Source organism: Mesorhizobium sp. W050 (assembly GCF_054719535.1).
In genome coordinates, this window is sequence record NZ_JBTTIH010000001.1 from 323,942 (window position 1) to 339,597 (window position 15,656).

At 62.2% G+C, this 15,656-nt stretch carries 14 protein-coding genes; 13 read left to right on the plus strand and 1 reads right to left on the minus strand.

All coding sequences use genetic code 11. The features are described 5' to 3' along the window. Nucleotides 1-42 precede the first annotated feature (42 nt). From ACYG9Y_RS01530 to ACYG9Y_RS01590, 13 genes are all read left to right on the plus strand, one after another. On the plus strand, nucleotides 43-1,599 hold the full coding sequence (locus tag ACYG9Y_RS01530; RefSeq protein WP_023691841.1) for an amino acid permease: 1,557 nt from the start codon (nucleotides 43-45) through the stop codon (nucleotides 1,597-1,599). Between the two features lie 80 nt (nucleotides 1,600-1,679). Beyond that, nucleotides 1,680-3,050 (plus strand): glutamine synthetase family protein, encoded by a 1,371-nt coding sequence (locus ACYG9Y_RS01535; protein ID WP_023701008.1) that lies wholly within the window; start codon nucleotides 1,680-1,682, stop codon nucleotides 3,048-3,050. Between the two features lie 90 nt (nucleotides 3,051-3,140). Next, nucleotides 3,141-3,596, plus strand: a complete 456-nt coding sequence (locus ACYG9Y_RS01540; protein WP_023737620.1) for a DUF7662 domain-containing protein — start codon at nucleotides 3,141-3,143, stop codon at nucleotides 3,594-3,596. After that, a complete protein-coding gene (locus ACYG9Y_RS01545) occupies nucleotides 3,593-4,012 on the plus strand; it encodes a type II toxin-antitoxin system VapC family toxin (RefSeq protein WP_460223097.1) in 420 nt (139 codons plus the stop codon). Before ACYG9Y_RS01540 ends, ACYG9Y_RS01545 begins: the two co-directional genes overlap by 4 nt. 13 nt (nucleotides 4,013-4,025) lie before the next feature. Further along, the gene (locus ACYG9Y_RS01550; protein WP_023737622.1) at nucleotides 4,026-5,411 is read left to right on the plus strand and encodes an aldehyde dehydrogenase family protein; all 1,386 of its coding nucleotides are present in this window, start codon (nucleotides 4,026-4,028) and stop codon (nucleotides 5,409-5,411) included. 18 nt (nucleotides 5,412-5,429) lie between these two features. Then, on the plus strand, nucleotides 5,430-6,602 hold the full coding sequence (locus tag ACYG9Y_RS01555) for an iron-containing alcohol dehydrogenase (protein WP_023683212.1): 1,173 nt from the start codon (nucleotides 5,430-5,432) through the stop codon (nucleotides 6,600-6,602). 239 nt (nucleotides 6,603-6,841) lie between these two features. After that, nucleotides 6,842-7,948 (plus strand): ABC transporter substrate-binding protein, encoded by a 1,107-nt coding sequence (locus tag ACYG9Y_RS01560; RefSeq protein WP_023671169.1) that lies wholly within the window; start codon nucleotides 6,842-6,844, stop codon nucleotides 7,946-7,948. Between the two features lie 63 nt (nucleotides 7,949-8,011). After that, nucleotides 8,012-8,926: an ABC transporter permease gene (locus tag ACYG9Y_RS01565; protein ID WP_023737623.1), complete on the plus strand. Its 915-nt coding sequence runs from the start codon at nucleotides 8,012-8,014 to the stop codon at nucleotides 8,924-8,926. Continuing rightward, on the plus strand, nucleotides 8,923-9,714 hold the full coding sequence (locus ACYG9Y_RS01570) for an ABC transporter permease (protein WP_023704039.1): 792 nt from the start codon (nucleotides 8,923-8,925) through the stop codon (nucleotides 9,712-9,714). Before ACYG9Y_RS01565 ends, ACYG9Y_RS01570 begins: the two co-directional genes overlap by 4 nt. A gap of 30 nt (nucleotides 9,715-9,744) precedes the next feature. Next, entirely contained in the window at nucleotides 9,745-10,809 is a 1,065-nt protein-coding gene (locus ACYG9Y_RS01575; protein ID WP_023691836.1) for an ABC transporter ATP-binding protein, read from the plus strand. Between the two features lie 152 nt (nucleotides 10,810-10,961). Continuing rightward, nucleotides 10,962-12,515, plus strand: coding sequence for a cation:proton antiporter (locus ACYG9Y_RS01580; RefSeq protein ID WP_023704038.1), 1,554 nt, complete (start codon nucleotides 10,962-10,964; stop codon nucleotides 12,513-12,515). An 88-nt stretch (nucleotides 12,516-12,603) separates the two neighbouring features. Next, a complete protein-coding gene (locus tag ACYG9Y_RS01585) occupies nucleotides 12,604-13,512 on the plus strand; it encodes an endonuclease/exonuclease/phosphatase family protein (RefSeq protein WP_023691835.1) in 909 nt (302 codons plus the stop codon). 7 nt (nucleotides 13,513-13,519) lie between these two features. Continuing rightward, the gene (locus ACYG9Y_RS01590) at nucleotides 13,520-14,365 is read left to right on the plus strand and encodes an EamA family transporter (RefSeq protein WP_023737624.1); all 846 of its coding nucleotides are present in this window, start codon (nucleotides 13,520-13,522) and stop codon (nucleotides 14,363-14,365) included. Between the two features lie 12 nt (nucleotides 14,366-14,377). On the opposite strand, the gene ACYG9Y_RS01595 is transcribed toward ACYG9Y_RS01590, so the two are convergent. Then, on the minus strand, nucleotides 14,378-15,643 hold the full coding sequence (locus ACYG9Y_RS01595; protein WP_444849028.1) for an MFS transporter: 1,266 nt from the start codon (nucleotides 15,641-15,643) through the stop codon (nucleotides 14,378-14,380). Between the last annotated feature and the right edge of the window lie 13 nt (nucleotides 15,644-15,656).

Consider the following 15,656-nt stretch of genomic DNA (forward strand, 5'->3'; position numbering starts at 1 on the left):
CCGGGGCAGGGCCGGCCAGTTAAGAATGCAAAGGGGACTACAATGGCAGCACCGGGTTATTCAGACACAGACAAGGCGGAAGACGTAAAGCACCTCCATTCCATGGGCTACGCCCAGGAACTTGAGCGGCGGCTAAGCCGCTTCTCCAACTTCGCCGTTTCCTTCTCCATCATCTGCATCCTGTCGGGCGGCATCAATTCGCTGGCGCAGGCAACGTCGGGCGCCGGTGGCATCGGCATCGGCATCGGCTGGCTGGTCGGCTGCTTCGTCTCGCTCACCTTCGCGGTCGCCATGTCGCAGATCAGCTCGGCCTATCCGACGGCCGGCGGCCTCTATCACTGGGGTTCGATCCTCGGCAATCGCGGCACCGGCTGGGTGACGGCCTGGCTCAACCTGCTCGGCCTGATCACCGTGCTCGGCGCCATCAATGTCGGCACCTGGACGTTCTTCATCGGCGCCTTCGGGCCGACGCTCGGCATCGAGGGTACGCTGACCAATCAGATGATCTTCCTGGTCATCATCACCGGCGCCCAGGCCCTGATCAACCATCTCGGCATCAAGCTGACTGCGAAGTTGACCGACTTTTCGGGCTACCTGATCTTCTTCGGCTCGATCCTGATTGCTGTCGTCTGCCTGTTCTCCGCCGAGACCTGGGATTTCAGCCGGCTCTTCACCTTCCACAACTACTCGGGTGAGGCCGGCGCCAGCGTCTGGCCGTCCGTCTCGAACGCCTGGGTGTTCGCTCTCGGCCTTCTGCTGCCGATCTACACCATCACCGGCTACGATGCTTCGGCACACACTTCCGAGGAAACCATCAAGGCGGCCTCATCGGTGCCGCGTGCGATGGTGATGTCGGTTATCTGGTCGGCGGTCTTCGGCTATTTGTTCCTGGCCGCCTTCGTACTGATGATCCCCAACATGGACGACGCCGCCAAGCAGGGTTGGAACGTGTTCTTCTGGGCCTTCGACCAGCGCGTCAGTCCCGGCCTCAAGGAGTTCGTCTACCTCGTCGTGTTCATCGCCCAGCTGTTGTGCGGCCTCGCAACCGTCACCTCGGCTTCGCGCATGATCTTTGCCTTCTCGCGTGACGGCGGCCTGCCGGGCTCGTCTGCACTGGCCAAGGTCAGCCCGACCTATCGCACGCCGGTGGCGGCGATCTGGACGGCGTCGGTCCTGTCGGTGCTGTTCGTCTGGGGTTCGACGCTGGTTTCGGTCGCCGGCACCTCGGCCTACACCATCGTCGTGTCCTGCACCGTCATCTTCCTGTTCCTGTCCTTCACCGTGCCGATCGTGCTCGGCATGGTGGCCTGGGGAACGCCGAAGTGGGACAAGATGGGACCGTGGAACCTGGGCCGTGGCATCTTCATGCTGTTCGGCGTTCTCTCGATCGTGTCGATGATCCTGATCTTCATCATCGGCATCCAGCCGCCGAACGACTGGGCGCTGTACATCACCGTCGGCTTCTTCATCCTGACGGCGATTGTCTGGTTCGCCTTCGAGCGCAATCGCTTCCAGGGCCCGCCGCTGGGGGACATCATCGCGGCACGTCAGGCAGCGATCAAGGCCGCCGAACAGGCGGTCGGCGAAACCGGCCACTGACGTCACCATCATGGCCATGGCCGGCGTGCAGCCGGCTATGGTTTCGTCCTCAACGACCAAGCACTGGAGTGCCAAAGGAAATGGCCGGAAATTTCTCGTTCGATCAGTTGAAGAAAGCGGTCTCCAGTGGCGAGATCGACACGGTGCTGGCCTGCATCGTCGACATGCAGGGGCGGCTCGCGGGAAAGCGTTTCCTGGCGCAGTACTTTGTGGATTCTGCTCATGACGAGACGCATGGCTGCAACTATCTGCTCGCCGCCGACATCGATATGGAGCCGGTGCCGGGCTACAAGGCGGCAAGCTGGTCGAAGGGCTATGGCGACTTCGTCATGAAGCCGGACCTTGCGACGCTGCGGCGGATTCCGTGGCTGGAAAAGACCGCGCTGGTGATCTGCGACGTGCTCGACCACCACACCCATGACGACCTTCCGCATTCGCCGCGCGCGATGCTGAAAAAGCAGGTCAAGCGGCTCACCGAACGCGGCTATATCGGCTACTTCGCCTCCGAGCTCGAATTCTACCTGTTCAACGAGACCTATGATTCCGCCCGCAAGAAGCACTGGCAGGGCCTCGATACCGCTTCGCCCTATATTGGCGACTACCAGATCGGCATCACCACCAAGGAAGAAGGCGTCATGCGCCGGCTTCGCAACGAGATGGAAGCGGCCGGCATTCCGATCGAGAATTCCAAGGGCGAATGGGGCCCAGGCCAGGAAGAGATCAATGTGCGCTATGCCGAAGCGCTCGACATGGCCGACCGCCACGTCATCCTGAAGAACGGCGCCAAGGAGATTGCCGAGTCCGAAGGCAAGTCGATTTCCTTCATGTCGAAATACAATTACGGGCTCGCCGGTAATTCCAGCCACATCCACAATTCGCTGTGGAGCGCCGACGGCAAGACGCCATTGTTCTTCGACAAGAAGGCGGACTGGACTTTGTCCACGCTTGGCCAGCAATGGGCGGCTGGGCAGCTCAAATATGCCAGGGAGTTTACCTGGTTCCTGGCGCCCTACATCAACTCCTACAAGCGCTTCCAGGCCGGCACCTTCGCACCGACCAAGATCATGTGGAGCGAGGACAACCGCACCGCCGGCTTCCGCCTGTGCGGTGAGGGCACCAAGGGCATCCGCATGGAATGCCGCATCGGCGGCGCCGACCTGAACCCCTATCTCGCTTTCGCCGCGCTGATCGCCGCCGGCCTTGCCGGCATCGACGAGAAGCTCGAACTGCAGAAGCCGTTCGTCGGCGATGCCTACCAGGCCTCGCGCCTGCCAGAGATCCCGAAGACGCTTCGCGACGCCACCGAGACGCTGGCCAAGTCGAAGATGCTGAAGCAGGCGCTCGGCGATGACGTGCTCGAACATTATGTCCACACCGCAAAGTGGGAGCAGTTCGAATACGACCGCCGGATTACGGATTGGGAACTGCACAGGGGGTTCGAGCGGTATTAAAACTTTATACAGCTTTAATGTTGACAATGTAGTGAAGTTAGTACCATATGGTATCTGTAAACTACAGTGCGCTACATTGAGGAGTTTGCAATGTCCAAATATGCGCCGCTCAAGGACTTTCTCATTGCCCAAAATGTCGATCGCGTTCCGATGTCATTCGCCGAAATCGAGAGAGTGCTCAATCTGCCGCTGCCCGCATCGAAGCAATACCCTGCATGGTGGAGCAACAATCCGAGCAACAATCCCATGACAAGGGAGTGGCTTGAGGCCGGGTTCGAGACCGAATCCGTCAATATAGGGAGTGGGAAACTGGTATTTCGCCGCGTTCGCAAAGTGCCCATTTCGGCGCCGCCCAGTGGTAGCGTGCCTCCCGCGCCAAAGGAGGCGCGCGCGGATCGCCACCCCGGTTTTGGTTTCATGAAGGGCCTGATAACAATCGAAGCCGGATTTGATATCACCAAACCTTTCGATGACGAGCCATGGGACCGGGGCTATCTGGGCGGTGAGGCTGACGCGCGTGACGGCAAACTTGCGGTGCGTAAATGAGCGAAGGGCCAAACCTGCTTCTGGATACATGTGCGATGATCTTTGTCGCCAACGATAGTCTGATCGATCCGCACGCAAGCCGGGAGATTTCGGAAGCGGCCTATGACGGCCGTCTGTATCTTTCGCCGATGTCGGCATGGGAGATCGGAATTGGCGTAGCCAAGGGCCGGCTCAATCTGCCATTGGCGCCACTCGACTTCGTGGAGCAATTCATCGAGCGAATGTCGGCAAAGCTCAGCGCTATCTCACCAGCCATTCTGATTGCGTCATCCAACCTGCCCGGTCCGCCTCATGGTGATCCCACGGATCGGATACTGATGGCAAGTGCGAGAGCGTTGGACATGGTTCTGGTGACGCGTGACGAGCCCATCCTTCGCTATGGCCGCAATGGCCATCTGCGCACCCTAGCCTGCTAACTTGGAGTATCCTTTGGAAACCGTAAAACTCAAAGCGCCCATCGATGGTTCGATTTACGCCGAGCGGCCGATCGCGACCGACCAGGCGATCAATGCCGCGGTCGAGCGCGCCAAGGCGGCGCAGGAGAAGTGGGCGCTGACGCCGATCGTCGAGCGCGGCAAATTTATGCTGGCGATGCTCGAAGCGCTGGTCGCGATGACCGACGAGATCGTGCCGGAGATCGCCTGGCAGATGGGGCGACCGGTGCGCTATGGCGGCGAGTTCGGCGGCGTCAGGGAACGCACCAATTACATGGTCGAGATCGCTGAAGCCGCGCTGAAATCCGTGCCGGCATCCAACCCGAAGGACGGCTTCCGACGCTATGTGAAGAAGGATCCGCTCGGCGTCGTCATGGTGATCGCGCCGTGGAACTATCCCTATCTGACCGCCGTCAACACCATCGTGCCGGCACTGATGGCCGGCAATACCGTTATCCTCAAACATGCGGCGCAGACGCTGCTGGTTGGCGAACGGTTCCAGCAGGCGTTCGACAAGGTTGGGCTGCCCAAGGGCGTGTTCCAGAATGTCGTGCTGAACCATGCCCAGACCGAGAAGCTGCTCGGCTCGGGCAAGATCGACCATGTCAATTTCACCGGTTCGGTCGGCGGCGGCCGCGCCATCGAGAGGGCGGCGGCCGGCACCTTCATGACGCTCGGGCTCGAACTCGGCGGCAAGGATCCGGCCTATGTGCTGCCCGACGCCAAGCTCGACCATGCGGTGGCCAATCTGGTCGACGGCGCCTTCTACAATTCCGGCCAGTGCTGCTGCGGCATCGAGCGCGTCTATGTGCATGAGAAGGTCTACGACCAGTTCGTCGAAGGTTTCATCGCCGAGACGAAGAATTATGTCGTCGGCAATCCGCTGGAACAGGCGACGACAATGGGGCCGATGGCGCAGGCGCGCTTTGCCGACCTGATCCGCGAGCAGAAGGCCGAGGCGCTGCGCAAGGGTGCAATCGCACACATCAATATGAAGGTGGCTAACGACAAGGCCGGCTCGCCCTATCTGGCGCCGGAAGTGCTGACCGGCGTCGACCACCAGATGAGCGTCATGCGCGAGGAAAGTTTTGGCCCGATCGTCGGCATCATGAAGGTGCGTAACGACGAGGAGGCGATCGCGCTGATGAACGACAGCCCCTACGGGCTGACCGCTTCGATCTGGACCGGCGATATCGAGCATGCGGTGGCGATCGGCGACCGCGTCGAGACCGGCACCGTGTTCATGAACCGCTGCGACTACCTCGATCCGGCGCTGGTCTGGACCGGCGTCAAGGACACCGGCAAAGGCGTTGCCCTTTCGGCGCTCGGCTACGACAATCTGACCCGGCCGAAATCCTTCCATCTGCGCGAAGCCATCTGATTTTTTGAAAGACAAGACATGTCCAAGCTGATCTCCAAATGGAACTACCCGACCACCGTCCGCTTCGGTGCCGGGCGCATCAAGGAACTGCCTGAGGTGCTCGCGGCCACCGGCATTAAGCGGCCGCTTTTCGTCACCGATCCGGGGTTGGCGAAACTGCCGGTCGTCGCTTCGACGCTGAAAATCCTCGACGACGCCAAGGTATCCTATGGCGTGTTCTCCGAGGTGAAGCCGAACCCGGTCGATTCCAACCTCACCGCCGGGATCGCCGTGTTCAAGAAGGGCAAGCATGACGGCGTCATCGCCTTCGGCGGCGGTTCAGCGCTCGATCTCGGCAAGCTGATCGCGTTCCAGGCTGGCCAGACGCGGCCGATCTGGGACTTCGAGGATGTCGGCGACTGGTGGACGCGCGCCAATTCGGATGCCATCGCGCCGATCATAGCCGTGCCGACCACTGCCGGCACAGGCTCGGAAGTCGGGCGTGCCGGCGTCATCACCAATGAGGCGACGCACACCAAGAAGGTGATCTTCCATCCGAAGCTTTTGCCGGCAATCGTCATTGCCGATCCGGAACTGTCGGTCGGCATGCCCGGCTTCATCACCGCCGGCACCGGCATGGATGCGCTGGCGCACTGCCTCGAAGCCTATTGCGCGCCGGGCTATCACCCGATGGCCGACGGCATTGCGGTGGAAGGTGTGCGCCTGGTGTTCGAGAACCTGCCCAAGGCCTACGCCAACGGCAAGGACCTTGTCGCGCGCGCCCACATGATGAGTGCGGCCGCCATGGGTGCTGCCGCCTTCCAGAAGGGTCTTGGCGCCATCCACTCGCTGTCGCATCCGATCGGCGCGCTCTACGACACCCATCACGGCATGACGAATGCGGTGTTCATGCCCTATGTCTTGGCCTTCAATCGCGACTCCATCGAGGAGCGGATTGCCCGGCTCGCTGCCTATTGCGGCATCAAGGGTGGCTTCGACGGCTTTGCCAAAGCGATCATCAAGCTGCGCAAGGAATTGAAGGTGCCGCATGCGCTGCCCGATCTGATCAAGGGGCTCGACATGGACAAGAAGCGCAAAGGGCTGATCGCCGACATGGCGGTGGTCGATCCGACCGCCGGCGGCAACCCGGTCAGGCTGACCAAAAAGGCGGCGCTGACGCTGCTCGAGAACACTATCGCCGGCACTGTCTGAGGCGGTTTCTGCGCCGGACGTGATCTAAAAACGAAGGGAAAGGAAGGGCAAGGGGGCAAAAAGCAAGGCAATAAACCATTAGCCGGGAAATTAAGTCGAGGCTAATTGCTACAGCCGGTTAAAAAGAGTTAACTTTTCGTACCGCCGGGGGCCAGTTTCAAAAAGCTTTCATCTGGCTGTCATATGAAACCGATACCGCATCGCAGGCGTCCAGGACGCCAGTTCAACGGAGAGAACACATGTTCAAGTTCACAGGGAAAGTGCTTTCCCTTTCGGCCGTCGCCCTCATGGCGACCTCTGCTATCTCGTCGGCCCAGTCCATGGATGAACTGGTTGCCGCTGCGAAGAAGGAAGGCCAGCTCACGACCATCGCGCTGCCGCATGACTGGTGCGGCTACGGCGCCGTCATCGACGGCTTCAAGGCAAAGTATCCTGAGATCACCATCAACGAACTCAACCCCGATGCCGGCTCCGGCGACGAGGTCGAGGCGATCAAGGCCAACAAGGACAACAAGGGCCCGCAGGCGCCCGACGTCATCGACGTTGGCCTGTCCTTCGGCCCGACCGCCAAGGCTGACGGCCTGATCCAGCCCTACAAAGTGTCGACCTGGGACTCGATCCCCGACAGCGCCAAGGATGCCGATGGTTACTGGACCGGCGACTACTATGGCGTGCTATCCTTCCTGGTGAACAAGGACCTCGTCAAGGAAGCGCCGGCTGACTGGGCTGACCTGCTGAAGCCGGAATTCGCCAACACCGTGGCGCTTGCCGGCGACCCGCGCGCCTCGAACCAGGCCATCCAGGCCGTCTACGCGGCCGGCATTTCCGGTGGTGCGGCTGCCGGCGAAGCTGCTGGCACTGCTGGTCTCGACTTCTTCAAGAAGCTTAACGCCGCCGGCAATTTCGTGCCGGTCATCGGCAAACCGGCGACCCTGGCACAAGGCCAAACGCCGATCCTGGTGACCTGGGATTACAATGCACTTGCCGGTCGCGACACGCTGAAGGGCAATCCGCCCGTCGACGTCGTCGTGCCGAAGACCGGTGTCGTTGCCGGCGTCTATGTGCAGGCGATCAGTGCTTTCGCACCGCATCCGAACGCTGCCAAGCTCTGGCTGGAGTATCTCTACTCCGACGAAGGCCAGATCGGCTGGCTGAAGGGCTATTGCCACCCGATCCGCTTCAACGATCTTGCCAAGAACGGCAAGCTCCCGGCGGACGTGATGGCCAAGCTGCCGCCGGCCGAGGCTTACGCTGCCGCGGTGTTCCCGACGCTGGACGAGCAGGGCAAGGCAAAGGAAGCCGTCACCAAGAACTGGGATGCCGTCGTCGGCGCCAACGTCAAGTAAGGCTTGAAACCAACCGGGCGGCCTCGCGGCCGCCCGGTGTTCCTCGGAGACGGTAGCCGGCGCATGACAGATATCTCGCTTTCCGATCACGCAGTTGCCGGGAAGACCGCGCCCCCCAGCGAGGCGCGTGCAATGCGACTGCCGATGCAATGGCTCGGCGTTGCGCCATTCTTCATCTTCGCCATCATGTTCCTGATCCTACCCACGCTCTATCTGATGCTGGGTGCATTCCAGAACGATGCCGGCGAATTCACGTTCGAAAACATAGCAGCACTGGCGCAGCCATCGATTGTCGCCGCCTACTGGATCTCGCTCAAGGTCAGCCTTTCCTCGTCGCTGATCGGCGCCTTCGCAGGTCTCGGCATCGCCATCGCCATCGTGCGCGGCGGCCTGCCGGAGTGGATACGTTCGGCGACGCTGACATTCTCCGGCGTGGCTTCCAATTTCGCCGGCGTACCGCTGGCCTTCGCCTTCATCGCCACGCTCGGACGCCTCGGTCTCGCCACGGTGCTGCTCAACACCGTGTTCGGCCTCAACATTTATGCGCACGGCTTCAACATCCTATCGTTCTGGGGTCTGACGCTGACCTATGTATATTTCCAGATTCCCCTAATGGTGGTCATCATCACGCCGGCGATCGACGGCTTGAAGAAGGAGTGGGGCGAGGCTGCGGCGACGCTTGGCGCCACCCAGACGCAATACTGGCGCATGGTGGTCATCCCGGTGATCTGGCCGAGTTTCCTCGGCACGGTCATCCTGCTCTTCGCCAATGCCTTCGGCGCCATCGCCACCGCCTATGCGCTGACCGGCTCTTCACTCAACATCGTGCCGATCCTGCTCTATGCGCAGATACGCGGTGACGTGCTGCACAATGCCCATCTCGGCTATGCGATCGCCTTCGGCATGATCGTCATCACCGGGCTGGCCAATGTCTTCTACATCTGGTTCCGGACGCGCTCGGAGAGGTGGCTGAAATGAAGTCCGGAAAATTCTGGGCCTGGGTCGTCTTCGGGCTGGGTGGGGCCTATTTCTTCATTCCGCTGATCGCGACGGTGGAATTTTCCTTGCGCATGCGGCGCGGCGCTTATTCCTTCGACGCCTATCAGATCGTGCTTGGCGACCCTCGTTTTCAGGCGACCTTTGGCTACTCAGTGCTTGCCGCCATCTTCACCATCATTCTGGGCGTGTTGATCGTGGTGCCCGCCGCCTACTGGATTCGACTGCGCCTGCCGCAACTGCGGCCGATCGTAGAGTTCATCACGCTGCTGCCGCTAGTCATTCCCGCCATCGTCATCGTCTTCGGCTATATCAGGATGTACGGTTCGAATTCGCCGCTGCCGTTCCTGGCGACCGACATGGGCACAAATGCCTTGCTGGTCATCGGCTATGCAATGCTGGCGCTGCCCTACATGTATCGCGCGGTCGATACCGGACTGCGCACCATCGACGTCAGGACGCTGACCGAAGCGGCGCAGATCCTTGGCGCCGGTTGGGGCACGATCATTGGTCGTGTGATCCTGCCCAATGTGCTGATCGCCGTGCTGTCGGGCGCCTTCCTTACCTTCGCCATCGTCATTGGCGAATTCACCATGGCCAGCTTGCTCAACCGGCCCGCCTTCGGCCCCTATCTTCAAAACGTTGGCGCCAACCGCGCCTATGAGCCGGCGGCGCTTGCCATCATCGCCTTCGCCATCACCTGGGGCTGTATGTCGCTGATCCAGATCCTGTCCCGTTTCGCGCCGAGATCGGCGAACCGCCCGAACTGATCGACAAAGTACTGATCGAAAGAAAAAGCCATGGCCGAACCATTCCTCTCCATCCAGCATGTGCGAAAATCCTTCGGCGCCACCACCGTGGTCGAAGATTTCAATCTTGATGTCGAGCCGGGCGAGTTCGTTTCCTTCCTTGGGCCATCGGGTTGCGGCAAGACCACCGTGCTGCGCATGGTCGCCGGTTTCGAAGAGCCGTCGGCGGGCAAGATCGTCGTCGCAGGCAAGGACATTACGCGGCTGAAGCCCAACCAGCGCAATGTCGGTATGGTGTTCCAGGCTTACGCGCTGTTCCCGAACCTGACCGTGGCGCAAAATATCGGCTTCGGCCTGAAGGTCGCCGGCATGGCAAGGGCAGAGATCGATTCCCGGGTCGCCGAGATGCTCGACATCATCAAGCTGCCGCAGATGGCAGACCGCTATCCCTATCAGCTCTCAGGCGGCCAGCAGCAGCGTATCGCGCTGGCGCGTGCCATCGCGCCGAAGCCGAAGCTGCTTTTGCTCGACGAGCCGCTGTCGGCGCTCGACGCCAAGGTGCGCGTCTCGCTGCGCGAGGAAATCCGCTCGATCCAGAAGAAGCTCGGCATCACCACCATCTTCGTCACACATGACCAGGAAGAGGCGCTGTCGATCTCGGACCGCATCGCGGTGATGTATGGCGGCAAGGCCGAGCAGGTCGGCACGCCGTTCGAGATCTACAACCGGCCGGCGACCAAGTTCGTCGCCAATTTCGTCGGCACGCTGAACGTGCTCGAAGGCAAGGTCACTGACGCCGCGGCCGGCACGGTGCAAGTCAACACGCAGGAAGTCTCGCTCAAGGGCAAGCTCAACGGCTCGAAGTCCGGTGACACCCTGTCGCTGGCGCTGCGTCCCGAGGCGATTTCGCTAGGGCGCCAGCCCGGTCGCGATTCAAGCCTGTCGGGCGAAATCTCCGAAGTGCACTTCCTCGGCTCGGTGATCCGCGTTCGCGTCGGCATCGGCGGCAACACGGTGTCGCTCGACACCTTCAACAGCCCGGCCACACCACCGCCGGCTGTTGGCGAGAAGGCGGAGATATCGTTTTCATCGAGCGACATGCTGGTGCTGCACTAGTAAAAGCAGCATCCCAAGGGAACCGAGACGGTCGAATCAGGCCAGCGCGATGAACGGCCGTATCCTGCCAAGGTCGGGCGTTTGCTGGACAATCAACAGCATCTTGCCATCCAGCCACTGCCCATGATGCCGCTTCGCCGCTACGATGGGCCATGGCGCTATTCGAACTTACCCTCATCCTGCTTCTGGCTGCCGTCGCGCTGACGGCGCTGTCGCGGCGGCTGGAAATTCCCTATCCGTCCCTGCTGGCTCTGGCCGGCGTCGCGATTGCCTTCGTACCCGGTGCGCCGACGATCGAGATCGATCCGGAGCTGGCGCTTGCCCTGTTCATCGCGCCGGTGCTTCTCGACGCCGCCTATGACACGTCGCTGCGCGACCTCAAGCGCTACCGGCTGTCGCTCGCGTTGCTCGCGCTGGGCGCCGTGGTCTTCACCACCGTGGTGGTTGCCTTGGTCGGCTGGAAGATGGCCGGCCTGCCGATCGCGGCGGCAATCGCGCTTGGCGCCATCGTCGCGCCACCGGATGCGGTGGCCGCATCCGCCGTGCTCAGCCAGTTCAAGGTACCGCACCGCATCACCGCCATCCTGCAGGGCGAGAGCCTGCTCAACGATGCCACGGCGCTGCTGATCTACCGGCTGGCGGTTTCGGCCGCGCTTGGCACGATCATGCTCAGCAACGCCGTTCCGGTGATCCTGCTGGCAACGATCGGCAGTGTGATCGCGGGCTATCTGTTTGGCCGCGTCTCGCTGCTGGCGCTCGGCCGCATCGAGGATGCGGCGAGCAGCACGGTGGTGCAGTTTGCCGGAACCTTCGCCGTGTGGATCATCGCCGACAGGCTCGGCCTTTCCGCCATCATCACCATCGTCGTCTATGCCATGACCATTGCGCGCAGGGCGCCGCGCCAGTCGTCGGCGAGACGCCGCGTCAGCACCTATTCGGTCTGGGAGTCGGCGGTGTTCGTGCTCAACGTGCTGGCTTTCGTGCTGATGGGCCTGCAGGCACGCACGATCGTTGGCAGGCTGGCCGGCGACGGGCAAGGCGAAGCATTCCTTTTCGCCGCAACGGTGCTGGTCGTCGTTATCGTCGCGCGCCTTGTCTGGGTGGCGAGTTACGTCGCGATCATCCGGTGGCTTGCCCGCTTCGGCAGCCAAGAGGCAAGGCGGGAATTGCCGACGTTCGGCGGCGCCGTCATTGTCGGCTGGTGCGGCATGCGTGGGTTGGTGACGCTGGTGGTGGCCATTGCGCTGCCGGCCGATTTTCCCGGCCGCGACCCGATCGTGCTTGCCGCCTTCGCGGTGGTGCTGGGCACGCTGGTGCTGCAAGGCATGACGCTGAAGCCGCTGCTGCGCTGGATCAACTTCGACCCCGATAGAACCGTCGACAATGAGGTGGCGCAGGCGCGCGTCGCCATCATGCAGGCAGCACTGGACGTGCTGAGCCGCAAGACATCTGCGGCCGCCGCCGTCGTGCGCGAACAGTATGAAGCGCAGCGCCTGATTGCGGAAAACCCGGAGGACGCTCAGGCCGCGACCGAATACGACCGGCTGCGCCTCTATGCCATCAACCGCCAGCGCGACACGCTCGAGGAGTTGCGCAGCAACGGCACGATCGGCGACGAAGCCTACCACCGGCTGGAGGAAGAGATCGACTGGGCCGAACTGGCGGCATCGCCGGCGGGCCGGTTCCAGCCGCTGACCACATCATAGACGCTGGCCCAGTTCCGCCGTCGTGCCGGTACATTGCAACCCGTCTGCCGAACCGCTACTGCCAAAGCGAAATTGAGCCGGATAAGCAATGAAGCTGGTCAGCTACAACATCCAGTACGGGTTCGGCGGCGATGGCCGTTACGATCTTTCGCGCTGCACCAAGCTGGTCGACGGCGCCGATATCATCGCGCTGCAGGAGGTCGAGCGGCATTGGCAGCGCACCAATGAGGACGACCAGCCGGAGGTCCTGTCCAAGCTGCTGCCTAGCTATTACTGGGTCTATGGCCCGGCCTTCGACATGGACGCCAGTGAGCAGCGCGACGGCCGGGTGGTCAACCGCCGCCGCCAGTTCGGCACCATGCTGCTGTCGAAGCTGCCGATCGCCTGGTCGCGGCTGCACGCGCTGCCCATGCGCCGCACGCTGCGGCCGCTCAACACGCGCAACGCCGCGCTCGAATGCATGATCCGCACGCCGGCCGGACCGGTAAGGGTCCTGTCGCTGCATCTCGCCCATATCGCGGCGGAGGAGCGTCTGGAGCAGATCGACTATCTCTTGGCCGAGCATCGCCGCGCGCCGTTCGAGGGAGGCCCGTGGAGCGGCGCGGACGATGAGCCTTCGCGCAACTGGACCAGTGGCGAGGCCGAGCCGGAGAACCCGACGGCGGCGATCTGGATGGGCGATTTCAACATGGAGCCTGGCAGCGCCGAATACAGCCGCATCGTCGGCAGCACGCCCTATCATCGCGGGGCAGCTTATCTCGACGGCTTTGTTGATGCCGCTGCCGTCGCTAGCGAGCCGGCTGCCGATTTCCACACCCATGTGAAAACGATCGACGGGAAAGTGGCAAAACGCCGGCTCGACCATTGCTTCGTCGGCGGTATGTTCGCGGACCGTGTGCGCTCGGTCAGTGCCGATATAGGCGAGATCGCTTCAGACCATTTTCCGGTCCGGATCGATATCGATCTCGAAACGCCTTTGAGCTCAGGAGATCGGTGAGCCCTCAATGACGCTTTTCGTCTTTTTCGCGGTGCTTGCCGCCGCCGCCATGCACGCGATCTGGAACGCGCTGGTCAAGGTGCATCTCGATCGCTTCCTGTCGATCACGCTGATGACGCTGGGCATGGGTTTTGCCGCACTGTTCGTGCTGCCCTTCGTCGAGTTTCCAAAGGCCGCGGTATGGCCCTTTATAATCGCCTCGGTGCTCTTTCACATGGGCTACCGGACCTTCCTCATCGGCGCCTACAAGGCAGGCGACTTTGCCCAAACCTATCCGCTGGCGCGCGGTACGGCGCCGCTTTTGACCGCCCTCGGCGGCGTTGTCGTGGTGCAGGAGATGCCGGCGCCTTTCGCCATCCTCGGCATCCTGCTGCTGTCGGCCGGCACGCTGGTGATGTCGTTTCGCGGCGGCGCGCATCTGGAGCGGATCAATGTGCGGGCGGTCGGCTTTGCGCTCGGCACTTCGATCTTCATATCCAGCTATACGCTCTCCGACGGCAGCGGCGCGCGGCTGGCCGCAACGGCAACGAGCTATGCCGCATGGCTGTTCATCTGCGATGCCACGTGGGCGCTGGTGCTGTGCCTCATCTTTCGCGGGCCCAAGGCGCTGCCCGTGCTGGCGCGTGACTGGAAGGCAGGCCTGTTCACCGGCGTGCTCAGCGGCGCGGCCTACTGGATCGTCATGTGGGCGATGACCAAGGCGCCGATCGCCTCGGTGGCGTCGTTGCGCGAGACGTCGATCCTGTTTGCCATGATGATCTCGGTTTTCGCGCTCGGCGAGAAGATGACAGGCTGGCGCGGCGGGGCCGCGCTCAGCATCGTCGCCGGTGTCGTGGCCCTCAGGCTGGGCTGAGATTCTGATACTTCAGCCGAGCACCGTCATCACCTGTCCGCGCCGTTCCGGACTGAAGCGGATGACGAGGATGATGCAGACGGCGACCACGCCGGCAAACAGCGCCAGCGCGTAGCCATAGCTGCCTCCAGACGCCTCGGCGATGCCGGCCTGGTAGGGACCGCCATAGGACGCCGCGAGATTGCCGGCCTGGTAGATGAAGCCGGGCAAGGTTGCCCGCACGGCGCCGGGCGACAGCTCGTTAAGATGCACCGGGATGACTCCCCAGGCGCCCTGCACCGCGACCTGCATGACGAAGGCGCCGATGGCCAGCATGAACGGTGTCGAGCTGAAGGCCCAGAGCGGAATCGAGGGCAAGGCAATCAGGCAGGCGAGCGTTATCGCGTTGACGCGGCCGATCTTCTCCGACAGTGCGCCGAACGCCAACCCGCCGACGATGGCGCCGATATTGGCGACGATGGTGATCCAGCTCACCGTGTGCGGGTCGAAGCCATGCTGCTTCTTGAGGAAGGTCGGGTAGAGGTCCTGCGTGCCGTGGCTGAAGAAATTGAAGAACATCATCAGCACGACCGCATAGACGGCGACGCCCCAGTGCTTCTGCAGCGTTTCAAGAAGGCCAGGTCTGACGGATTTCTGCGCCTCGACGAAGGCCGGCGATTCCGGCACATGCGAGCGGATGAAGAGCACGATCAGTGCCGGCAGGAAGGAGAGCAGGAACATGGCGCGCCAGCCGATCGTGTAACCACCGATCGTCTGCTGGTAGAGCACGCCGTAAACCACGGCCGCCAGAAGGTAGCCGGTGGGATAGCCGCATTGCAGGATGCCCGAGACCATGCCGCGGGCACTGGGCGGAATGGACTCCATGGCGAGCGAACTGCCCAACCCCCATTCGCCGCCCATGGCGATGCCGAACAGAGCGCGCAGCGCGAGGAAAATGCCGAGGTTGGGCGAGAAGGCAGCCAGCGCGCCGATCACCGAATAGCTGACGATGTTGAGCATCAGAATGGGCTTGCGGCCATATTTGTCGGCCAGCCTGCCGAAGAAGAAGGCGCCGATGAAGCGTGTCGCCAGCGTCAGGAACAACGCTTTGGAGACTGCCGGGACGTCAGTGTTGAAATCGGTTGCGATATCGGTGAGCAGGAAGGTCAGAAGGAAGAAATCAAAAGCGTCGAGCGTCCAGCCGAGGAAGGAGGCAAGGACGGTTTTCTCCTGCTGCGGTGAGAGCCACGACGTTCCTCCTAAACGCCCCCGGGGAACGATATGTTCCTTGGGGCGCAAAAGTGAACAGGCG